The 18714-nt window shown below is 47.7% G+C and carries 19 protein-coding genes; 11 read left to right on the forward strand and 8 right to left on the reverse strand.

The features are described 5' to 3' along the window. Window positions 1-3 precede the first annotated feature (3 nt). Window positions 4-1449 carry a DEAD/DEAH box helicase gene (locus tag M4D81_RS04115; protein ID WP_260064585.1) on the reverse strand — a complete coding sequence of 482 codons (1446 nt, stop codon included), beginning with the start codon at window positions 1447-1449 and terminating at the stop codon, window positions 4-6. Between the two features lie 263 nt (window positions 1450-1712). On the opposite strand from M4D81_RS04115, the gene M4D81_RS04120 reads away from it, so the two are divergent. Continuing rightward, window positions 1713-2585 (forward strand): SMI1/KNR4 family protein, encoded by an 873-nt coding sequence (locus tag M4D81_RS04120; RefSeq protein ID WP_260064587.1) that lies wholly within the window; start codon window positions 1713-1715, stop codon window positions 2583-2585. 76 nt (window positions 2586-2661) lie between these two features. Here M4D81_RS04120 and M4D81_RS04125 read toward each other — a convergent pair whose 3' ends face one another. Further along, complete coding sequence (locus M4D81_RS04125; protein ID WP_260064588.1) at window positions 2662-3015, reverse strand: helix-turn-helix domain-containing protein; 354 nt, start codon at window positions 3013-3015, stop codon at window positions 2662-2664. A gap of 160 nt (window positions 3016-3175) precedes the next feature. On the opposite strand from M4D81_RS04125, the gene M4D81_RS04130 reads away from it, so the two are divergent. From M4D81_RS04130 to M4D81_RS04145, 4 genes are all read left to right on the forward strand, one after another. Beyond that, window positions 3176-3538: a hypothetical protein gene (locus M4D81_RS04130; RefSeq protein WP_260064590.1), complete on the forward strand. Its 363-nt coding sequence runs from the start codon at window positions 3176-3178 to the stop codon at window positions 3536-3538. Between the two features lie 114 nt (window positions 3539-3652). Next, a complete protein-coding gene (locus M4D81_RS04135) occupies window positions 3653-4393 on the forward strand; it encodes a Bax inhibitor-1/YccA family protein (protein WP_194540171.1) in 741 nt (246 codons plus the stop codon). Between the two features lie 407 nt (window positions 4394-4800). After that, complete coding sequence (locus M4D81_RS04140; RefSeq protein ID WP_260064592.1) at window positions 4801-6279, forward strand: protein adenylyltransferase SelO; 1479 nt, start codon at window positions 4801-4803, stop codon at window positions 6277-6279. A gap of 210 nt (window positions 6280-6489) precedes the next feature. Then, window positions 6490-7479 (forward strand): aminoglycoside phosphotransferase family protein, encoded by a 990-nt coding sequence (locus M4D81_RS04145; RefSeq protein WP_260064594.1) that lies wholly within the window; start codon window positions 6490-6492, stop codon window positions 7477-7479. 50 nt (window positions 7480-7529) lie between these two features. Here the strand turns inward: M4D81_RS04145 and M4D81_RS04150 are convergent, their stop codons facing one another. Next, on the reverse strand, window positions 7530-8378 hold the full coding sequence (locus M4D81_RS04150; protein WP_260064595.1) for an SDR family NAD(P)-dependent oxidoreductase: 849 nt from the start codon (window positions 8376-8378) through the stop codon (window positions 7530-7532). Window positions 8379-8395: 17 nt separating this feature from the next. Continuing rightward, complete coding sequence (locus M4D81_RS04155) at window positions 8396-8791, reverse strand: MerR family transcriptional regulator (protein WP_260064596.1); 396 nt, start codon at window positions 8789-8791, stop codon at window positions 8396-8398. A 208-nt stretch (window positions 8792-8999) separates the two neighbouring features. On the opposite strand from M4D81_RS04155, the gene M4D81_RS04160 reads away from it, so the two are divergent. Together M4D81_RS04160 and M4D81_RS04165 are read left to right on the forward strand one after the other, a co-directional pair. Then, window positions 9000-10136 (forward strand): VanZ family protein, encoded by a 1137-nt coding sequence (locus M4D81_RS04160; RefSeq protein WP_260064597.1) that lies wholly within the window; start codon window positions 9000-9002, stop codon window positions 10134-10136. 127 nt (window positions 10137-10263) lie between these two features. Beyond that, on the forward strand, window positions 10264-10791 hold the full coding sequence (locus tag M4D81_RS04165) for a DinB family protein (RefSeq protein WP_071220591.1): 528 nt from the start codon (window positions 10264-10266) through the stop codon (window positions 10789-10791). Between the two features lie 188 nt (window positions 10792-10979). On the opposite strand, the gene M4D81_RS04170 is transcribed toward M4D81_RS04165, so the two are convergent. The 3 genes from M4D81_RS04170 to M4D81_RS04180 are packed head-to-tail and all read right to left on the reverse strand — an operon-like array spanning window position 10980 to window position 14624. Then, on the reverse strand, window positions 10980-12143 hold the full coding sequence (locus M4D81_RS04170) for a glycoside hydrolase family 18 protein (protein WP_260064599.1): 1164 nt from the start codon (window positions 12141-12143) through the stop codon (window positions 10980-10982). A 6-nt stretch (window positions 12144-12149) separates the two neighbouring features. After that, window positions 12150-13241 carry an acyltransferase gene (locus M4D81_RS04175; protein WP_260064600.1) on the reverse strand — a complete coding sequence of 364 codons (1092 nt, stop codon included), beginning with the start codon at window positions 13239-13241 and terminating at the stop codon, window positions 12150-12152. Between the two features lie 30 nt (window positions 13242-13271). After that, window positions 13272-14624, reverse strand: coding sequence for a glycosyltransferase family 2 protein (locus M4D81_RS04180; RefSeq protein WP_260064601.1), 1353 nt, complete (start codon window positions 14622-14624; stop codon window positions 13272-13274). Window positions 14625-15058: 434 nt separating this feature from the next. Here M4D81_RS04180 and M4D81_RS04185 point away from each other — a divergent pair, with 434 nt between their 5' ends. The 3 genes from M4D81_RS04185 to M4D81_RS34670 are packed head-to-tail and all read left to right on the forward strand — an operon-like array spanning window position 15059 to window position 16889. Beyond that, the gene (locus M4D81_RS04185; RefSeq protein WP_260064602.1) at window positions 15059-15874 is read left to right on the forward strand and encodes an alpha/beta fold hydrolase; all 816 of its coding nucleotides are present in this window, start codon (window positions 15059-15061) and stop codon (window positions 15872-15874) included. 32 nt (window positions 15875-15906) lie between these two features. Further along, a complete protein-coding gene (locus M4D81_RS04190; protein WP_311200605.1) occupies window positions 15907-16737 on the forward strand; it encodes a sensor domain-containing diguanylate cyclase in 831 nt (276 codons plus the stop codon). Next, complete coding sequence (locus M4D81_RS34670) at window positions 16734-16889, forward strand: diguanylate cyclase domain-containing protein (protein WP_311200606.1); 156 nt, start codon at window positions 16734-16736, stop codon at window positions 16887-16889. The genes M4D81_RS04190 and M4D81_RS34670 overlap by 4 nt, the downstream gene beginning before the upstream one ends. Before the next feature lie 113 nt (window positions 16890-17002). Here M4D81_RS34670 and M4D81_RS04195 read toward each other — a convergent pair whose 3' ends face one another. Next, window positions 17003-17917 (reverse strand): phosphatidate cytidylyltransferase, encoded by a 915-nt coding sequence (locus tag M4D81_RS04195; protein ID WP_071220583.1) that lies wholly within the window; start codon window positions 17915-17917, stop codon window positions 17003-17005. A 106-nt stretch (window positions 17918-18023) separates the two neighbouring features. Here M4D81_RS04195 and M4D81_RS04200 point away from each other — a divergent pair, with 106 nt between their 5' ends. Continuing rightward, window positions 18024-18560, forward strand: a complete 537-nt coding sequence (locus M4D81_RS04200) for a hypothetical protein (RefSeq protein WP_260064604.1) — start codon at window positions 18024-18026, stop codon at window positions 18558-18560. Window positions 18561-18714 lie beyond the last annotated feature (154 nt).

Raw genomic sequence — 18714 nt, forward strand, 5'->3', positions numbered from 1 at the left:
TTTTTATTTATTCCCTTGGCGCACTTTTAACAGCTTGCCTTTTACCGTCGTGTTTTTCATCATTTCAAGCACAAGAGGTCCCTTGCCATTCAGAATCTCAACATCTGTCACAAAATCGTGGATCGTAATAATCCCAATATCGTCGGCGGTTACCCCTTCAAGCTTGGCAATTGTTCCGACAAAGTCTACGGCTCTAAGCTTCTTTTTCTTGCCGCCATTGAAGTTAAGCTTCATAATTTGTTTGTTTAATTGCTCACGCTTATCCTTTTTCAGTTCGGGTTGGATTCTTAGTTTGTGCCCGAAAGCTTCTCGCCGGTGATCGACTTCTTCTTTGGAGGGAGCTTTCACTACGGGTATGGGAAACCCAATATACTCTTCAATGTCGGCTAATCTTCTATCGTCCCTTGGTGTGACGAAAGTAATCGCTTTACCCGTTTTGCCTGCTCGCCCCGTACGTCCCGTGCGATGAACATAGCTTTCCTTCTCAAGCGGGATATCGTAATTAATCACATGAGTGATATTCGTGATATCGATACCTCTCGCGGCTACATCCGTCGCTATCAAGTAACGGAATTGCCCTCTTCTGAACGCATTCATGACCTCGAAACGCTCTTCCTGCTCCATTCCACCGTGAATACGATCACATGGGTAGCCAAGATCAGCCAATGATCTGAATAGATTATCCACATGCTCTTGCGTACGGCAGAACACGATACAGCTCTCCGGACTCTCAACAATGAGCAGATCTTGAAGAAGGGCGAGCTTCCTCGTCTCCATCACCTGAATGAGCTCGTGTTCTATCGTGGCAGTTGTTATACCGCTTGCTTGAATCTCAATGTGGGCAGGATGGTTCATATATTTGTGGGCCAAATTGGCCACATCCTCAGGAAACGTCGCGGAGAATAACATGGTGACCCTGTCATGAGGCAGCCGTTGAATAATCGACTGAACCTGCTCAATAAAGCCCATATTCAGCATCTCATCCGCTTCGTCAATGACGAGATAAGCAATCCGCTCCAGTGAGAGCGATCCGCGTTCCATATGGTCCAGCACACGTCCCGGCGTACCCACAACCATGTGCGTTCTTTGCTTTAACTCGGCTTTTTGTATGTGAAAAGGATGTTTCCCAAAAAGAGGAGTTGCTTTGATTCGCTTAAAACGCCCAATATTGGTGATATCTTCGTTGACCTGTAACGCCAGTTCGCGGGTTGGTGTCAGGATTAATGCCTGCGGCTTATTCTCATTCCAATCCACTAGCTCGCAGAGCGGGATCCCATAAGCAGCTGTTTTGCCGCTACCTGTTTGCGATTTGACCACCAGGTCCCTGTTCTCAAGCGCAACCGGAATGACTTCCTGTTGTACCTCCGTCGGTGTCTCATAGCCCAAGCTATTTAGCGCTTTCACAATCTCTTCGCTTAATTGATAGTTTGTAAAATGTTTCCTGCTCATCTTCAACCTCTTCTACGCTATATTCGAATACCTATATACAGGCTCTCACCGTACATCTACAGTATGCTCATTTATTATACTGTGAATCTGGTTTTGATATTGAAATTTATACATTCGAACCAGGAGGGATCGTAAAGCAGGTCCCAAAAGAGCATAGTCTTGTCCAAGGGCATAGTATGCACCGCTAGCTTCACTATGCTGGAGAGTGACATGCCGGAATGGTATAATCTCAGAAAGATGATTAGAGTGGGAGGCGTGAAACGATGAGTGAGGAGCTAATAGAGCAGTTGGAAGAGTGGCATGAAGAGGATGAATTTGAAGAAATCGTAGATGCGATTACGGAGATTCCTGCGGAAGATCGCGATTATGCGCTGATCAGTCACTTGGGCAGAGCGTTGAATAATCTTGAACGTTATGAAGAGGCGGTTGAGCAATTCCTATCCATTCAAGAAGAGGGCAAGGATGATCCCTTATGGCATTACCGCATAGGCCTTGCTTATTACTATTTGGAGCGGTATGAGGATGCTCGCAAAGCATTTGAAGTGGCTGATCACCTGGATCCCGGCGATGAGGATACGCTGGAGTTTCTGGAGTGGATTCGGAACAAAACCGCTCCGAAACCTGCTAAAGAACCCACTGAAGTGTCTTATACGGACCCTGATGTGTTGAATTTCTGGGATGATGGCGCGCTTGAGGCAGACCAATACGTCTCGGCTCCGCCTACGGATGAATTGATTGAATCTGTGGAGGAAGCCCTGGTCTTCAAGCTGCCAGCATCTTATATTCAAGCAATGAAATTACATAATGGCGGGATTCCCCGGAACCGGAAGTTCCCTATCGGGGATGGAGCGCAGGATTATATTGAAATCACAGGTATTTTGGGCATAGGACGAGAGAAGAAAAAATCATTGTGCGGAAGCTTGGGCAGCCGCTATATGATAGAGAATGGCGGATACCCTGAGATTGGCGTGGTCATTTGCGATTGTCCTTCCCAGTCCGAGGTCGTGATGCTGGATTACCGTTCATCCGGAAATGACGGGGAGCCCGAAGTCATCCATGTGGACAAGGCCAATGATTACAAAATAACCCGTCTTGCTACGAATTTCGAAGCTTTCGTTGGCGGCTTGGAGCAATAACATAAGCATGAAATGAATAAAGCATCTCCTGAATGGGAGATGCTTTTTCTTTGTATATGTAAAGATGGGGGTTATATTAGTTCTCCCGATGATCCATAGTATCCACGATATCTTTAAGTACACGAAAGAGCAGCTTATTTTCAGCCAATGTACGAGAATAAAGCAGCGAGCTGATGGATTCTAGGACCTCTGCCTTCTCCCTTGCGGTATCCAGACTATCTGTCTCGTGGAACTGGAACATAGCTGCTGACGATACTCCTAGTCCCTCGATGATCTTTTCCAGTGTTTCAATGGATATATTTCGTTCCCCGCGTTCTACCGTTCCTATGTAAGAGGCGTTTATCCCAGCCTTTTCTGCTAGTTCCTCCTGTGTCATTCCCTGTTTTTTTCTGAGCTGCTTGATACGTTCGCCTATCATTCTTAGGAGCATCTTTAACCACCTCTATTCCAGATTAAAGAAGTAGTATAGGAACAAACAGAATATAATATTCGATATTTAATTGTAAATAGTGCTTATATACACTAAAATAATCTTATTAATCCAAGTGTCTCCAACTTTAACTTTAGCTAAAGGATCAGGTGGGCAAAGAATGCAGTATCTGAATGTATTGTTAAAATCTTTGGATGATGAGAATCAGGCATACTTCTATGGGGAGCGCTTAGTAATCGATTACGTATTGCTTACAGCTATTCAGGGTGAAGCTGGGGAGGTCAATCAAAGGCTTCGTGAGGAGATTTATCGTCTGATGAATAGCATCGACGGGAGCCTTCACGTCAATTTGTTTATCGTTAATGTAAATTACCTAGTGGACGAAGCCATCCTTGCATTCATGGATGTTTGCGGGAACAAAAAGGAAGTTCGATGCGTAGGACAAAAAAGACTAATGGTGTGGATTGCAGAAGAAGATCTTCATGATTTTCAGATCTATGGATTTTATCAGCTTCATCAATAGAGTTATTGAATTGGTCCCAATCCAATTCATCCGTAATGCAATATTTTGCGTATCCTAAAATATTCCAACCTATGCTAAAATGAATACAAAAAAGAAGGTTAGGGAGGCATTTAATTGATAGGGCGCAGTGGAAATCCGACACTAAACGAAGAAACATTTGAGAAGAGTGGGTATTACAACGGCCAGGAAACGATGACGATTGGCGGAACGGTGAACAAATCGTTCATGCTGCTCGCGCTGCTGATCGGGGCAGCGGTCATTTCATGGGCTATGTATTTTAACGGGTATGATGTATTCCCGTTCATGATCGGGGGAGCCATAGGCGGCTTTGTTCTGGCGCTGATCATCAGCTTTGTGCCGAAGGCAGCCCCTTACTTGGCACCGATCTATGCGATTGTGGAGGGGTTTTTCCTCGGGGCATTATCAGCTCATTATGAATATCTGTATTACGGAATTACATTACAAGCGGCTTTATTGACAATGTGCATATTCCTCGGTATGCTGCTTGCTTATAAAACAGGTCTGATCCGGGCAACCGCAGGCTTCAAAAAGGGTATTATTGCAGCAACCATCGGCGTTGCACTTGTATACCTGTTTAGCTTCGTTCTGGGCATGTTCGGTGTGGCGGTGCCTTACCTGCACGACAGCACCCCGATCGGCATCGGAATATCGGTTGTCATCATCATCATTGCTGCGCTGAATTTCATACTCGATTTTAACTTTATCGAAGAGGGAGCACAGCAAGGTGCACCCAAATATATGGAGTGGTACGGCTCTTTCGGTTTGTTGGTTACGCTCGTATGGCTATATATCGAAATTATCCGGTTGCTGGCGAAGCTGGCGAATCGGGATTAATATCTGGATTAGTATGATTAATATCGCTGTCGAGGCATTCTCGACAGCGATTTTTTTAAGATATCAGAAAGTATAAACTTCGGAGGATCTGCTGCCTGATACCGCAAGATAAACTACCGCTAAACGCGGTCCTTCTGCTTTGAGAGTACGTTGATAGACGTTTTTCTTAAGAGATAAGAAAGTATAAACATCCGAGGCTTAGCATCCTTATCTCGCAAGAAAAACTTCCGCTAAATGCGGTCTGTCTACTGAGAAAGTACGTCGATATACGTTTTTCTTATGGTATGGAAAGTGGCTTTAAACCAGCAGAATAATAAATTTCCTTCAGTAAACCCTACAAAGAGCGACTTGTGTTTAAATAATAAGTAGATACTGTCATCATCACACTGCATGAAGAAGGAGATCCCATGACCAATAAGAAAGCCATGATCGATATAGGTTGGAATTTGGATAACAGTTATGCCGAGCTGCCGGAGTCCTTTTTTACCAAACAAGATCCAACGCCTGTGCGCTCACCGGAGTTGGTAATCCTTAATGAGCCGTTGGCGGCATCTCTGGGTTTAAACGCCGAGGGGCTGAAGAGCCCAGAGGGTGCAGCGATACTCGCGGGCAACGAGATACCTGAGGGGGCATCGCCGCTCGCACAGGCTTATGCCGGGCACCAATTTGGGTATTTTACGATGCTGGGCGACGGCCGTGCGATCCTGTTGGGTGAACAAATCACGCCGCAGGATGAGCGTATGGATATTCAGCTCAAGGGCTCGGGCCGGACCCCGTACTCCCGTGGAGGAGATGGTCGGGCAGCTCTGGGCCCGATGCTGCGCGAATATATTATCAGTGAGGCCATGCATGCGCTGGGGATACCGACTACCCGCAGCCTCGCGGTGGTGTCTACCGGCCAGCCTGTCACTCGTGAGAGGGAGCTGCCGGGTGCGATTCTGACGCGCGTGGCCTCGAGTCATGTGAGAGTGGGCACATTTCAATACGTAAGGGGAGCGGGCACAACCGAGGATTTGCGGATTCTGGCGGACTACACCCTGCAGCGGCATTACCCGGAGGCTGACCATGGTGACGGCGCCAACCGTTATCTGGTCTTGCTTCAGGAGGTCATCAAGCGTCAGGCCGCTCTAATCGCCAAGTGGCAGCTCGTTGGTTTTATCCATGGGGTGATGAACACCGATAATATGACCCTCAGCGGCGAAACGATTGATTATGGCCCTTGTGCCTTCATGGATACCTTTGACCCGAATACGGTATTCAGCTCCATCGATTCACAAGGCCGCTATGCCTATGTGAACCAGCCGTATATTGCGGCATGGAATCTCGCAAGATTGGCCGAATCCCTGCTGCCACTGCTGCATGAAGATGAGGAACAGGCCGTCAAGCTGGCCGAGGGTGCGATCGGGACCTTTACCGATCTGTATCACGAGCTGTGGCTTGCAGGCATGAGAGCCAAACTGGGGATCTTCCATGAAGAGGAGGATGACGAATCCCTGATCGAAGATCTCCTCAAGATGATGAAAAATCACCAGGCGGATTATACCAATACCTTTCGTGCGTTAACGTTTGACAAGCTGGAGGATACGCCTCTAAACGACACACCCGAATTGGCTTCCTGGTATGAGCGCTGGCAGGCGAGAATTGGCAGCCAGCAGGAATCGAAGGAACAATCCCATCAATTAATGCGCAGCAGCAATCCTGCGGTCATTCCCAGGAACCATCGGGTGGAGGAAGCGCTGGAAGCAGCGGAGCAGGAGGGGGACTACAGCGTGATGGAGCAGCTGCTCCATGCGCTGTCCGATCCATATGCGCATTCCCCGGAACAAGCGGAGTATGCTATCGTGCCTGAGCTGTCGCGTCCTTACCGAACCTTCTGCGGCACGTAAGGATAGCGGAACGTTCCCATAGTGAGCATGAATCGGGTGCTATCAAAAAAGCCCTTGGACTGGTGTCCAAGGGCTATTCATCGTATGACTATTTTATTCGAGACCTTATTCAACATCATAGCAGAGCCGAAAGAAACAGTCTATATTTTTGCCCGGAAATGCCATAGAGTGGGGAAGCCGGCAAAACCAAATGAAATGGAGCGTGGTCTCATGAGTTGGACTTGTCACCTCGATGAAACAGATGTACAGGAGTATGTCGGAAAGGTTTTGGGTACCGGTTATGTTGTGGCGGATGTCACGAGGATGCATGGCGGGGCGCAAAAGGTCGTCTATAAGATCCAGTGTCAAAATGGATTCTCATGCGTGTTGTATGTGTGGGACTTGACGAAGAATTATTTTCAGGAAGAAATAGCGAACGAAAGTGTGCATGAACGATCCTTTGGCGGCCATTCGTTCGAAATCAATAACAGATGGTTAAAGGAGCATGATATTTCGACGCCTGCTCTATATGATCTGCACACGGAACGGAAGCGATACCCGTTTGACTATGCATTAGTCGAATATGTGGAGGGACAGAAGGCGGAGGCCTACTTTCAGCATCCGGATCAACGGGTTCGGGGTGAGGTCTTTGAACGGGTGGGCAACATGATCGCACGCATGCATGCAAACCACAGACAAAACTATGGTAAGCCTGATCAAAGCTGGAATCAACGGGAGCGATGTCATCTTGTGCAGTTGGAAAATGCTAGGGAACAGCTGTCCTACATCATCCTGTATAACGAGAGTATCCGGAAGAATCACGACAGGCTGCTCACTGTATTGCATGAGCTTGAATCCAGGATCGATTCCCGTCGGCGTTATGGCTTTATCCACGGCGAGTTGGGACCTGACCATATCCTGGTTACAGACCGTTTAGAGCCCTATCTCATTGATATTGAAGGTGCGCAATACTTTGACATCGAGCATGAACATACATTTCTTGAGCTGCGATTCGGGAAGCATTATCGGTATTTCCAACAAAACGGGCTTGATCCGAATCGGATGCTATTTTACCGTCTGCATCACTATATCTCATTAACCTCGGGCGGCTTGAAGCTGCTTCACCGTGGATTTCCGGATCAGGTCTTTGCTTCGAATTTGGCTGATTATCATGCGCGCAACACCCTACGATTCATGGAGGAATGGCAGCTCGATAATTAGTCTTCATGAGAAAAGGCTGAAAATATCACGAATTCTCCGCTGCATAGGTTCTAAGATTTGGCTGCAAACTCCTGCTTATAGATTAGCTCGATCGTGCTAAGCAGCGCTGCACCTTGGCTTGAGAATTTCAAAGGCGTTATCTTGCCCTTGTTGAGAAAGACGCCCGTCGATTGTTGGGAACGGCCTAGCGCTGCTTCATACAGACGTGAAGCTCCTTCACTGGGATGGGAGAAGAACAGGTTACGGATCGGGATCATGAATTTTGGCATCCCGGCGTTTTTGGTCATAGTTGTTTTATTCCCTCCCGGACAGACGCTTCGGATCGTAATGCCATCTGCCTGCATGGAAGGGGCGATCTCCTGAGTCCACAACGATAAGGCTAATTTACTCGCCGCATAAGGCCCAATCAGCTTCTTGAACCCGACAGGGGACGCCAAGGTACGGTGATCGAACTCTTTGAGATACAACAACGCATTCGAAGACGTATTGATTACCGTCTTGAAGCTGCCCTTCCCAAGAAGCTCCTTCAGCTCCATCAAGATGATATAAGGGACGATAGAGTTTACTTCAAAATGCATCTCGCGCCCTTGTTGGGAGTAGGATAATTCGCCGAAGGAGACTCCTGCGTTATTGAACAGCAAGTCAATATGACCCTCGTGTTTCTTGATCTGATCCAGCGAGGCTTGGAGATCCTTGAAATCCGATAAATCAGCCTTGTACGTTATGAGCTGGCTCAATCGCAGTGCATCTTGAATCCGTGCATCGTCCGTTGGAAAGGCAGAACGGATCAAAGCTAGGACTTGCCAGCCTTCGGATAACAATCGCTTGGTTAGCTCCAAGCCAATGCCGGAGCTTGCGCCCGAGATCAAGGCGACTCGATTATTTCTTTTATGTGTCATGTGTCATTCTCCTATACTTAAGATTCTTCACTGGTCGCCCTATCGGGTTTTAACAGGGACTGATTATGGATCAACTTGTCATCGATGAACCGCAGAATGCGCTGCAGGTCCGAAATTTGATCGGTAATTTTCTGACGGTAATTCTGGAGCATAGCGTTCAGCTCCGGAACGGATTGAATATTTTCCTTAAAGGGAAGATGCACATAGGCTTTCATATCCTCCAGTGACATTCCTGTCTTCTTTAGGCATGTGATGAGTTCCATCATTTCGGCATCCTCTATGTGATATACACGATGGCCATTATCTTTCCTTGCGGGAGGAGGAAGGAGACCGATCTTCTCGTAATAGCGAATGGCATCCTCAGTCAAACCGGTTCGTTTAGATACTTGTTTGATGGAAAATGTGTCTCCCATGTTGGCACCTCTTTCTGCAGCAGCGCTTGGTTTGCCCTATTATCGTACAACTTGGTGTTAACACCAAGTCAATATCGATTTTTATTCACAGATCATTTACGTCTATGTGCCCTTTGATGAACTGGATCATAAAGTATTGCCTGATCAATCTTTTGGAAACACTTATATAAACACTAAAGAGTAGCTGCTTCTAGAAAGGGAGAATGAAATGCAAGCCTATGTAATGCCTGTTTTCATTGCTTTATCCATTTGTTTTGTACTAGCTTCCTTTCTGACGCTCCCTTGGGCTGTTTATCAGTATCGTAAACATGGGTACTTTAGCTTTTGGAGAACATTACTTATCTTAAGTTTTATCTTCTATGGATTAAGTGCTTTCTTCTTAGTGATTTTTCCACTCCCCAGCGCCCGGAATAATTGTGCTTCAATGGATCCCGGCACGATTTTTACTCAATATCATCCTTTTCAATTTATACGGGATATTCAACGCGAAAGCGGATTTCATTGGACGGCCCCTTCGAGTTATATCCATGTGTTAACAACGCGGGCCTTTTATCAAATGTTTTTTAATGTTTTGCTTTTGTTTCCATTAGGTGTTTTTCTGAGATATTTTTTTAGGGGGAAAGCGAAATGGTTTCATGCTGCTCTTATTGGCTTTGGTGTTTCGTTTTTCTTTGAAATAACCCAACGAACCGCTTTGTTTGGCTTTTATGAATGCCCCTATCGTATATTTGATGTAGATGATTTGTTAACGAATACGGTTGGGACTGTACTTGGCTTTATACTCGCCCCCATGTTTTTGGTGTTAATACCATCGCGGGAAACCCTTAGTGAGCAAAGCCACTTCTTTCACAATCAGAGAAAAGCAACCTTTGGTGCCCAGCTCATGGAGGTTCTTCTAAATATTATGATTGCCAGAGTGATAACCGGCTTTATATTCGGGTTGCTGAAGAGTCCAGGATTACTTGTTGACGAGATCATCTTTGCCATTGTTTTCTTTGTGTTGATGGTCGTTATCCCTGTGATTTGGAAAGGAAATACGGTGGGTTCTAAGATCGTTCGCATGAGATTACTTCCGGAAAAGGGGAATTGGATAGGAAGTTTGAGTCGACGTTACGCCATTGTCTATTTGCCTTTATTGTGTTCAGCCTTATCGGAGATATTTTCTAATCATATGGGTGAAGATCTTCTAGCCAACCTTTTTGCAATTGGGGTGGTTTTCCTTACAGGTCTGTTATGGTTCTTTATCTTCTGCCATATCGTGATTAGATGGATCAAAAAGGACAAAGTTCTTTACTTTAATCGATACAGTCACATAGAGCCTGTTAGAATCACAGGTGAAAAGTGATCAATGTAAAAATAGGATACGAATTCATGTGAACTAAGAATAAGTCGATTGCGTTATTAAATCGAGACGATTCCGGTTTCTATAGGAAGTGGCATGGTGAATACGGAACGGATGGGAGCTGAGGGTTATGAATTTTGATATCAAGGAAGCCGTTGAGATTCTGGAGCGAACCCCCGTCACCTTGGAGCACATGTTATCCGGTTTATCGGATGGATGGCTTAGGAGCCATGAAGGGGAAGGCACCTGGAATGCCATGGAAGTGATTGAGCACCTAATCGAAGGTGAGCGGACCAATTGGATACCGCGGCTGGAGTTTATGCTGCAGGAAGGCGAGGGCAAGCCGTTTCCGCCCTTTGACCGTTACGCTCACTTAAACGAACCTGGCGGGGGATCTATCGATCAAAAGCTGCATGCATTTAAGGTTATCCGTGCTCAAAACCTGGCTAAACTAAAGGATCTAATGGAATCCGAGCCTAATCTCGAACGGACCGGCCTGCACCCGGCATTCGGTGTGGTGAAGTTGAGAGAGCTGCTGTCGACGTGGGTGGTGCACGATTTAACGCACACGTCTCAAATCGTTCGGGTGTTGGCTGAGCGTTACCGGAATGACGTGGGGCCTTGGATCGAGTATTTGGGAATCCTAAAGAGACGATAAAATGGTTAGCAGGCAAGCTCTTTAAACGGCCGCACTAGGCACTCACGAGAGTCTGACAGATTAAAAAAGCCGATGATCTGCATTCGACTGCGATGATCATCGGCTTTTTTGTGGTAGGGGCGTGGTGACGCCGGGCATATACCCCAGTAAAGATGCTGTCAAGGATAGCTTGGAAAAGGTATTGAATGTTACCGCTTGTCGTCTTGCTGTCTCTCATTCAAATGCTCCGTCAGATACTTCACGATGCCATCCTCCGCGTCCTGGGAGTACTGCCAGACCATCGCCCCTCCGAGATTCTTACTCTGGATGTACGCCACCTTCTCCTTTAAGGCTTCTTGATCCTCGTAACTGATGAAGGTGTTGCCGTCATAGAGGTAGGCGGCCTTCGCTTTGTTGTCGTAATAACGTATGAAGCCGTTTTTGTTCAGGTAGGCTTTCTCGATCTGCTTATAATTGAGGTTCACCTTGTCGATGTCGATGGGCGTACCGGGAGCGAAGAGTCCGTCTTTGGCACCCTTGGCCACTTTCACGTTTTTCCAGCCGTACGAATAAGCAGGGACGCCAAGCAGCAGCTTCTGACTGTCGATATCATGGTCCAGGTACATCGAGATAATGCCATCAATGGAGTGCTTGGATTTCCCCTGGCTGTCCACATACAGATTGGAGTTAAAGCCAGTGGTGTCGGACCACTTGCCTGTCAGGTCGTAGGTCATGACGTTGATGTAATCCACGTATTTCTCCACTTTTTTGACCTCGACGTTTTGGAAATACCAGTCCTGGGTTCCGGAGGCAAACGTCAGCAGATATTTCTTGTTCTTGTGAGGCAGCCTGTACAGCTTCTCGCGCAGCTCCTTCATCAGACTGGTGAAATTCTTCGTATCCTCCGGGCGCGCTTTCTGCGTATTCCAGGCATGGAACGCCGGATACTCCCAGTCGATATCCACGCCGTCCAGATCCAGCTCCTTGACCAGGTTGATGATGCTCTCGGTGAAAAGGTACCGGTTGCCTTCCAGCGAAGCGTCGGAAAATCCATCCGCACCATAGCCACCTACGGCCAGCACCATTTGGGTCTTCGGATTCGCCGCTTTCAACTGCTTGATGTTTTCTTTGATCTGGTTGTTGGTCGTGCTGTCTTCATGGAAGTAGAGATCCGTTCCATTGATCTTCGCAAAAGCGATAAACGCGATATCCACGCCTTTCTCCGATAGCTTGATGTTTCGGTAATCTTGCCAGGCCTCCACGTAGACTGCCGTGATTTTCCGGTCCTCTGCCGCGGAGATCTGATAGAAATAGAGACCCATGCCCGCAAGCAGCACCACAATGAATATTTTCGTATATATCGTTATTCGCATCGTCCTTTAACCCCGCCCGCCGAATAGAATGTAGGTTGCCGTCTTGCTTAGGTTCAGCACCTTGACGGTGATGTAGCTGATGGCGAAGATGATGGAGATATTCACGATCACACTGAGGGAGGCTTCCAAAAACGTGGCCTCAACCTCGGTTCGGCCGGATAACATCATCTCGACCAGCAGGTGAATCAGATAGATGCTGAAGCTCGCCCGGGAGACCGAGCTGATCAATTTCTGGATTTTATGGTTCACTTGATCGCTGATTCGGGCCTCCTTTTCCTTAAAGAAGATAAACAGTCCGACAGCCATGAAGAACGTGGTGATCGAATAGTTGCCGTAGAACATTTCATCCAGAACACCGCTGCGCAGCGAGACAAAATAGGTGGCTACCGGCGTGATAAAAAACGAGATGATGCCCAGATTGTATAGGATGTTTTTGGCTTTGAGCGGCAGCTCGAAATGAAAGAGATAGTACCCCAGTATAAAATAGCCGAGGAAGCCCATAAAGAACGGGATGTTCATGATCGGGATGTTGATGTATTGATCCGTTGCACGAAATACGGCATCCGAGATGAAGCGATAGGCGATACTGACGATGAACCAGAGGAGCAGATAATACCGGAGATCCTTCTCGCTGCAGGATTTGATAAATTTGCTCATCAGCGGCACCGTCATGTATATGGCAATAATGGCGTACAGGAACCACAGATGCACATAATTCCGGTCGGTCAGCAGCCGATACCCGAAGTCAACAACGAACTCATAGGCATTCAGCTTGCTTCGCATCAGATAGTATTGATTGTACAAGCCATAGATGAGCGACCAGGTCAGAAGGGGAATGAGCAGCGGTACGACGCGCTTTGTATAAAACTCCCGGTAGGATGTAATCTTCGTGCGCAGGATCATCGCTCCGCTGATCATGAAGAAAACCGGTACAGCGAAGCGGGATATGGAGTTGAAGCCGTTGCTGATCCACCAGGAGGAGGAATGGAAATCATTCGTGCTGGTCAGCACCTCCGCCGTGTAGTGCAGGATAATGACGGCAACAATGGATAGAATTCGTAGGATATCGACATAGATAATTCTTTTATTGGGAACCATGCTGTTTCAGGCAGCCTCCTTCACCATAAGTTAATTCGATCCTGCGGCGATGTTCTGGCTGATGGCGGCCACGCCTTTGCGCTCCACGAAGCCCCAGCCTTCATCATTGTCAAAATATTTGAATGTCCCCGCAATGTTAATGTACAGCAGCAAATTTCGGTAGGTTAACAGCTCCGCTTGGCTGAACAAGAACATCTTCATATAATCGGAAAATGTATACGTACTGCCATATTTACGGCATAAGTACAGGGCGATCATGATCTGTGCCGCATTCAGCAGCACGCTCATCAGCAGGAAGATGATGGCATGCAGGAGGTTTCCGCCAACGATCAGGGTCTGCCCCAGATAAAAAATAGTAGTAAACGCGGAGAGTGTCCCCAGCATAAATCCGTCAATCGCAAAGAACAGGCTCACGCTGACGCTGAATTTCCGGGACAGCCTGGACCAATAGATGAGGATGCAGTCAATAAAGGCCTTTTGCCAACGAATGCGCTGCTTATAGAAGTTGGGTAGATTCTCCGGACATTCGGTGTAGCACACCGCTTCGGGGGCGTAGACGAGTTTTTTCTTCAGGCTATTGGCCTTAATGTACTCGTGGATTTTCAGCGTAATGTCGATATCCTCCCCGACCGTGCTGCGGAAGCCGTCAACATGAATGAGAACGTCTTTATAGAAAGCGCCAAACGCGCCTGAAATCACAACGATGGAATTAAAATACGATTGCGTGAGTTTGCGAACGTAGAAGCCGTGCGTATAATTGATGATCTGGCTCTTGATGAGCCCTCTTCCGCGAAACTTCTCAACGATGGCCCCGTTCTTGTCCCGCACGGCGCCCTGTACAATTTTGACGGTACCGCCCAGCGCAATGATGTCGTTATCGTGAAAATATTGATTCACATACTTGAGCGAGTCGGCTTCCAGCATGCTGTCCGCATCCAGTGTGATGACGATCTCAGAGGCGGCATGATCGATTCCAGCATTTAGCGAATCCGCTTTTCCGCCATTCACCTTATCGATAACATAAATATGGCGGTATCGATTGGAGCGATAGAATCCTTTTATCGGCTTGTAGTTCAGCTTGCTGTCGGCCGATCTGGTACTCGGCTCCAAATCCAGAAGCTCGTCTAGGGCGGATAAGGTTCCGTCCTTGGAGCCGTCGTTGATGATCATGATCTCATAGTTGCTGTAGCGCAAGCCCGCCATGGCATCGATGCAATTTCGAATCGTCAGCTCCTCGTTGTAAGCGGGGACGAGCACAGAGATTGATTTTTCGGCGAGATCGGGATTTAGCTTCTTCACCTTGCTGCACAGCAGCGGGATGAAGGTATACAGGGTTTGAAACACGAGAAATACGCCGGCTAATCCATAAAAAAAGTACTGCAAACTCCTCACTCCTCTCTTCTCTGTCTCTCTTTGTAATGAAGACCAGTATGGTGCGCCTACTCTATTGGACTCGGAAAGGTATGCGCTTCTATAGCCATCAATGTCAAGGGGGAAAATCCAGGTATTAAGGGATAACATCATCCAATTAAAACCTTTCATTCCATATAAACCCATATAACACTCTATGTAATAAACTATCGTAACTGGCTCATAAATGTAAAACCGCTCTATGGAGCAAGAAAACGAATACATAGATGCTTTTCGAGAGCAGTCTCTGTTTTGGTTCGACTTTCTATATTTTAGGCGGCTAAAGCGACTTGGCAGGGGATGAATCTCAACTTCGATCGACAACCATTCCGCAAGAATGACTTGATATTTATATCGGGTCCCTTAGAATGGAGAGAAACAAGGAAGATGATAGAGGGGTCCATGACATGAATGAGGTTGTTGCACGAAATAATGTGAAGGTGCTGGGAGCAGGGGAGCGCACGCTCATGCTGGCGCATGGGTTCGGCTGCGACCAGAGCATGTGGAGGTATATCCTGCCTGCCTTCGAGCCGAATTATCGCATCGTATTGTTTGATTACGTGGGCTCGGGCCGTTCCGATTTGTCAGCGTATACATCGGAGAGGTACGGCACCCTGCGCGGCTATATGCAGGATGTGCTGGACATTATGGAGGCGCTGGAGCTCCGGGACGTGATTTTTATTGGCCATTCGGTCAGTTCCATGATCGGGATGCTGGCGTCCATCGAACGTCCGGAGTATTTTGCTAAGGTAACCATGATTGGCCCCTCTCCGCGATATTTGAACGATGACGGATACGTTGGAGGGTTTGATAAGAGTGATGTGACGGAGCTTCTGGATATGATGGAGATGAATTTCGCGGGATGGGCGAGCTTCCTGGCGCCGATTGCGATGAAAAACCCGGAGATGCCGAAGCTAACCCAGGAACTGGAGCACAGCTTTATTTCGGCGGATCCGGCCATTACGAGGGAGTTCGCTGAGGTTACCTTTTTCTCGGACTGTCGCCGGGAGCTGCCTCAAGCCACGGTTCCTTCACTCATCATGCAATGCTCCGATGACAGCATCGTGCCCATTGCGGCAGGCGAATATTTGCACAAGCATCTGGGAAACAGTACATTCCGCTTGATGGAGGCGAAAGGGCACTATCCGCATATCAGCCATCCGGAGGAAACGATTCGGTTAATACAAGACTATCTAAACTCTGAAGTGACCTCTACATGCTAACGGCCTGTACGGAAAGGATCGAACGATAAGCAATGGATGAACGATTGAACTATGCCCCATGCGGTTATCTCTCCATCACCCATGAGGGCATTGTAGCGGATGTGAACCAGACCTTCCTCGAGATGATGGGATATCGGCTGGAGGATGTGGCGATGAAGCATTTTGAAGTCATGATGTCGAAAGCAAACAAGCTTATATTCCACTCGCACTTCTACCCTCAACTCAATCTGGACGGGCATGTAGAAGAGCTGTTTATCCGGTTGAAGAACAGCCGGGGGGAATCGATGCCGTTTATATTGAATGGGCGAAAAACCGAGCGTGAAGGCCGGGAATGGCTGGATTGTGTATTGGTGCAGGTGGGCAAGCGCATCGATTATGAAACGGAGCTTCGATTGGCCAACAAACAGATCGAGAAAGCCTATTGGGAGAAGGATCAAGCCCTGGCCGAGCTGCAGCATATCCATGCCGAGATTGAACGGAAGCAGACGGAGCTGATGGAGATCAATGCTGTCCTGTTGGAGCTGTCGAATACCGACAAGCTGACCGGACTGAAGAACCGGCGGTTCTTTCAGGAGAAGCTGGAAGAGCAGCTGAAAGAGTATAGCCAAACCCGGATCCCGTTCTCGCTGTTCCTCATCGATATTGATCATTTCAAGCGCGTGAACGATACTTGGGGACATGCGTATGGAGATGAGGTTCTGTTTGATGTCGCGAGCATTCTGAAAGCCCACGCCCGCGAAGGGGAGACGGTGGCTCGTTATGGGGGAGAAGAGTTCGTGATGATCCTGCCGGAGACGGAAGTGAAGGGGGCGAGGGTCAATGCCGAGCGATTGCGGATTTCAGCTGGAAAACGGGCAGCATGACGATCAGTATCGGCATCACCACGGCCACTCCGGACGACAATGAGGTAACGCTCCTGCATAAAGCGGATGAGGCGCTCTATGCATCCAAGTTGAATGGGCGCAATCAGGTTACCCATCATGTGGATGTGAGGACTCAAGGGCATTCGCAGTAATGGAATCCTATATTTTGAACGAAAGCCATAACCAAGTTGAGCCTAGCTCGCATGGTTATGGCTTCTAAAGGTTGCATCGCCCCGTGCTGTACCTGAGGGGTTGTCTGGCACTTCTACATAAAGTCGTAAAAGTAACGGATGAAATGAAAAAAGATTGGTGAGGTATAGGTCAGGCTGTCGACCCGGCTCAGATAGCTTTTCTTCAAGGCATCGAACCGTCCGTCATCCCCGATTAACAAATCGCGCTTCAGCACAGAAACCGTCAAGCTGCCGAAGAAGCCGGCGAGGCTGATCAGCATGCCGGACAGAAGGCCAAACGTCGGGCTGAGCGGCGTCAGATAGGGATAGATGAGATAGGAGCTTGCGGTGGTTACGATAAATGCGCAGGCAAAGCCTTCCCAAGTCAGATTCGGGTTCGAGGTGGGCACGATTCTTCGTTTGCCAAAATAGAGGGAGGCGATCGTGTGCACCACATCGTTCAGCTGCGTTAAGACGACTAGAAACAGCACCAGCCCTGCTCCATACTGAGGCGTGGCAAATTGGAAATAGGCCAGGTGGCTGAGACCGAAAACCATGAGCATCAGACCCCACTGGGTGGAACTGACGCTGCGCATAAAGCCGACGGTGCCTTTGTTAATCAACCGCGGAAGCGGCAGCACCAGGAATACATAAATCGGAATAAACACGATAAACATCCCGTACCATTCGATGTAGATCCAATAGAATTGGACCGGTATGGTTAAATATGCCCATAGAAACAAACGACGATCGGCTTTTCGTGTTTTGATCATCGAGAAATATTCTTTGAGCGTAAAGAAGGTTAACACCATAAGGGATAGCAGGGAAACCACGGGATTCAGAAGCGTGGCCAAGCAGAAGATGACCAGCATGCCCCACCAGGTTTTGATGCGAAATCCGACTTCCGTATAGTCGATATTCGGCTGCGTCTTGCTCATCACATAATAGAGCAGCTGGATGACCGATAAGACGGAGAATATTAGAATTAAGGTTAAAAGCGAGCTGTCCATATGCCTATCATCACCAACTTATCACGGGTATCATTCTTGTTCTACTAAAGGAATCATATGTTATTATGAAGGAATAATTCAATACGGATAAGGGGAAATTTCGTAAATGGTAGAGGATCAATCGGTCTTTATATTGCTTACCAATACCGGAACGCTCTTTACGAAAGTCATTCAGGGCTACACGAGGGCGCCTTACAACCATGCTTCGATCTCCTTTAATCGGGAGCTGTCGGAGTTATATAGCTTCGGGAGAAAGAATCCGAACAATCCTCTGAACGGCGGGTTCGTGAAGGAGGATTTGAAGACGGGAACGTTCAGTAAATATCCCAACACGACGTGTGTTATCTATGAGCTTCAGGTATCGGAACGCGACATCGCGAAGATGAAGCGGGTCCTGCAGGCTTTTATCCGAAAGGACAAAAAGTATTTTTATAATATATTGGGCGTCCTGGGCATCGCCCTAAAGGAACCGATCGAATTCAGCAACTCCTACTTCTGTTCGCAATTCGTGGCGGAGATTCTGCAGCGGTCCGGAGTCAGGCTATGGGATAAGCTGCCGGCCTTGGTGACGCCGGACGATTTTCGCCAAAGCGAGCGCCTGCAACTGATCTATGAAGGGAAACTGATCGAGTATGAGCCTTAGATACAATCCCGGATAACCCCGGTTGCCTGCTCAGGCGAATGCGGGGTTATCTGTATTGCAAGTGTTTCGCACGAGAGTTTCGCCGATCTGGTTAGGCGTTAGGTAACAAAAGCTGGCTAATAAGCAAGTGTTGATATAAAATGGAGTTGAAAAT

It is taken from the genome of Paenibacillus sp. p3-SID867 (assembly GCF_025142895.1).
GTDB lineage: Bacteria > Bacillota > Bacilli > Paenibacillales > Paenibacillaceae > Paenibacillus_AQ.

What these genes read in the sequence shown, in the direction of transcription:
- M4D81_RS04175 (WP_260064600.1), bottom strand. Translation starts at nt 13,241, where the DNA reads ATGGTTCCCAATAAAAGAATTATCTATGTCGATATCCTACGAATTCTA.
- M4D81_RS04115 (WP_260064585.1), bottom strand. Translation starts at nt 1,449, where the DNA reads ATGAGCAGGAAACATTTTACAAACTATCAATTAAGCGAAGAGATTGTG.
- M4D81_RS04125 (WP_260064588.1), bottom strand. Translation starts at nt 3,015, where the DNA reads ATGCTCCTAAGAATGATAGGCGAACGTATCAAGCAGCTCAGAAAAAAA.
- M4D81_RS04190 (WP_311200605.1), top strand. Translation starts at nt 15,907, where the DNA reads ATGGATGAACGATTGAACTATGCCCCATGCGGTTATCTCTCCATCACC.
- M4D81_RS04155 (WP_260064596.1), bottom strand. Translation starts at nt 8,791, where the DNA reads ATGGGAGACACATTTTCCATCAAACAAGTATCTAAACGAACCGGTTTG.
- M4D81_RS04120 (WP_260064587.1), top strand. Translation starts at nt 1,713, where the DNA reads ATGAGTGAGGAGCTAATAGAGCAGTTGGAAGAGTGGCATGAAGAGGAT.
- M4D81_RS34670 (WP_311200606.1), top strand. Translation starts at nt 16,734, where the DNA reads ATGACGATCAGTATCGGCATCACCACGGCCACTCCGGACGACAATGAG.
- M4D81_RS04130 (WP_260064590.1), top strand. Translation starts at nt 3,176, where the DNA reads ATGCAGTATCTGAATGTATTGTTAAAATCTTTGGATGATGAGAATCAG.
- M4D81_RS04160 (WP_260064597.1), top strand. Translation starts at nt 9,000, where the DNA reads ATGCAAGCCTATGTAATGCCTGTTTTCATTGCTTTATCCATTTGTTTT.
- M4D81_RS04150 (WP_260064595.1), bottom strand. Translation starts at nt 8,378, where the DNA reads ATGACACATAAAAGAAATAATCGAGTCGCCTTGATCTCGGGCGCAAGC.
- M4D81_RS04185 (WP_260064602.1), top strand. Translation starts at nt 15,059, where the DNA reads ATGAATGAGGTTGTTGCACGAAATAATGTGAAGGTGCTGGGAGCAGGG.
- M4D81_RS04145 (WP_260064594.1), top strand. Translation starts at nt 6,490, where the DNA reads ATGAGTTGGACTTGTCACCTCGATGAAACAGATGTACAGGAGTATGTC.
- M4D81_RS04140 (WP_260064592.1), top strand. Translation starts at nt 4,801, where the DNA reads ATGACCAATAAGAAAGCCATGATCGATATAGGTTGGAATTTGGATAAC.
- M4D81_RS04195 (WP_071220583.1), bottom strand. Translation starts at nt 17,917, where the DNA reads ATGGACAGCTCGCTTTTAACCTTAATTCTAATATTCTCCGTCTTATCG.
- M4D81_RS04165 (WP_071220591.1), top strand. Translation starts at nt 10,264, where the DNA reads ATGAATTTTGATATCAAGGAAGCCGTTGAGATTCTGGAGCGAACCCCC.
- M4D81_RS04170 (WP_260064599.1), bottom strand. Translation starts at nt 12,143, where the DNA reads ATGCGAATAACGATATATACGAAAATATTCATTGTGGTGCTGCTTGCG.
- M4D81_RS04200 (WP_260064604.1), top strand. Translation starts at nt 18,024, where the DNA reads ATGGTAGAGGATCAATCGGTCTTTATATTGCTTACCAATACCGGAACG.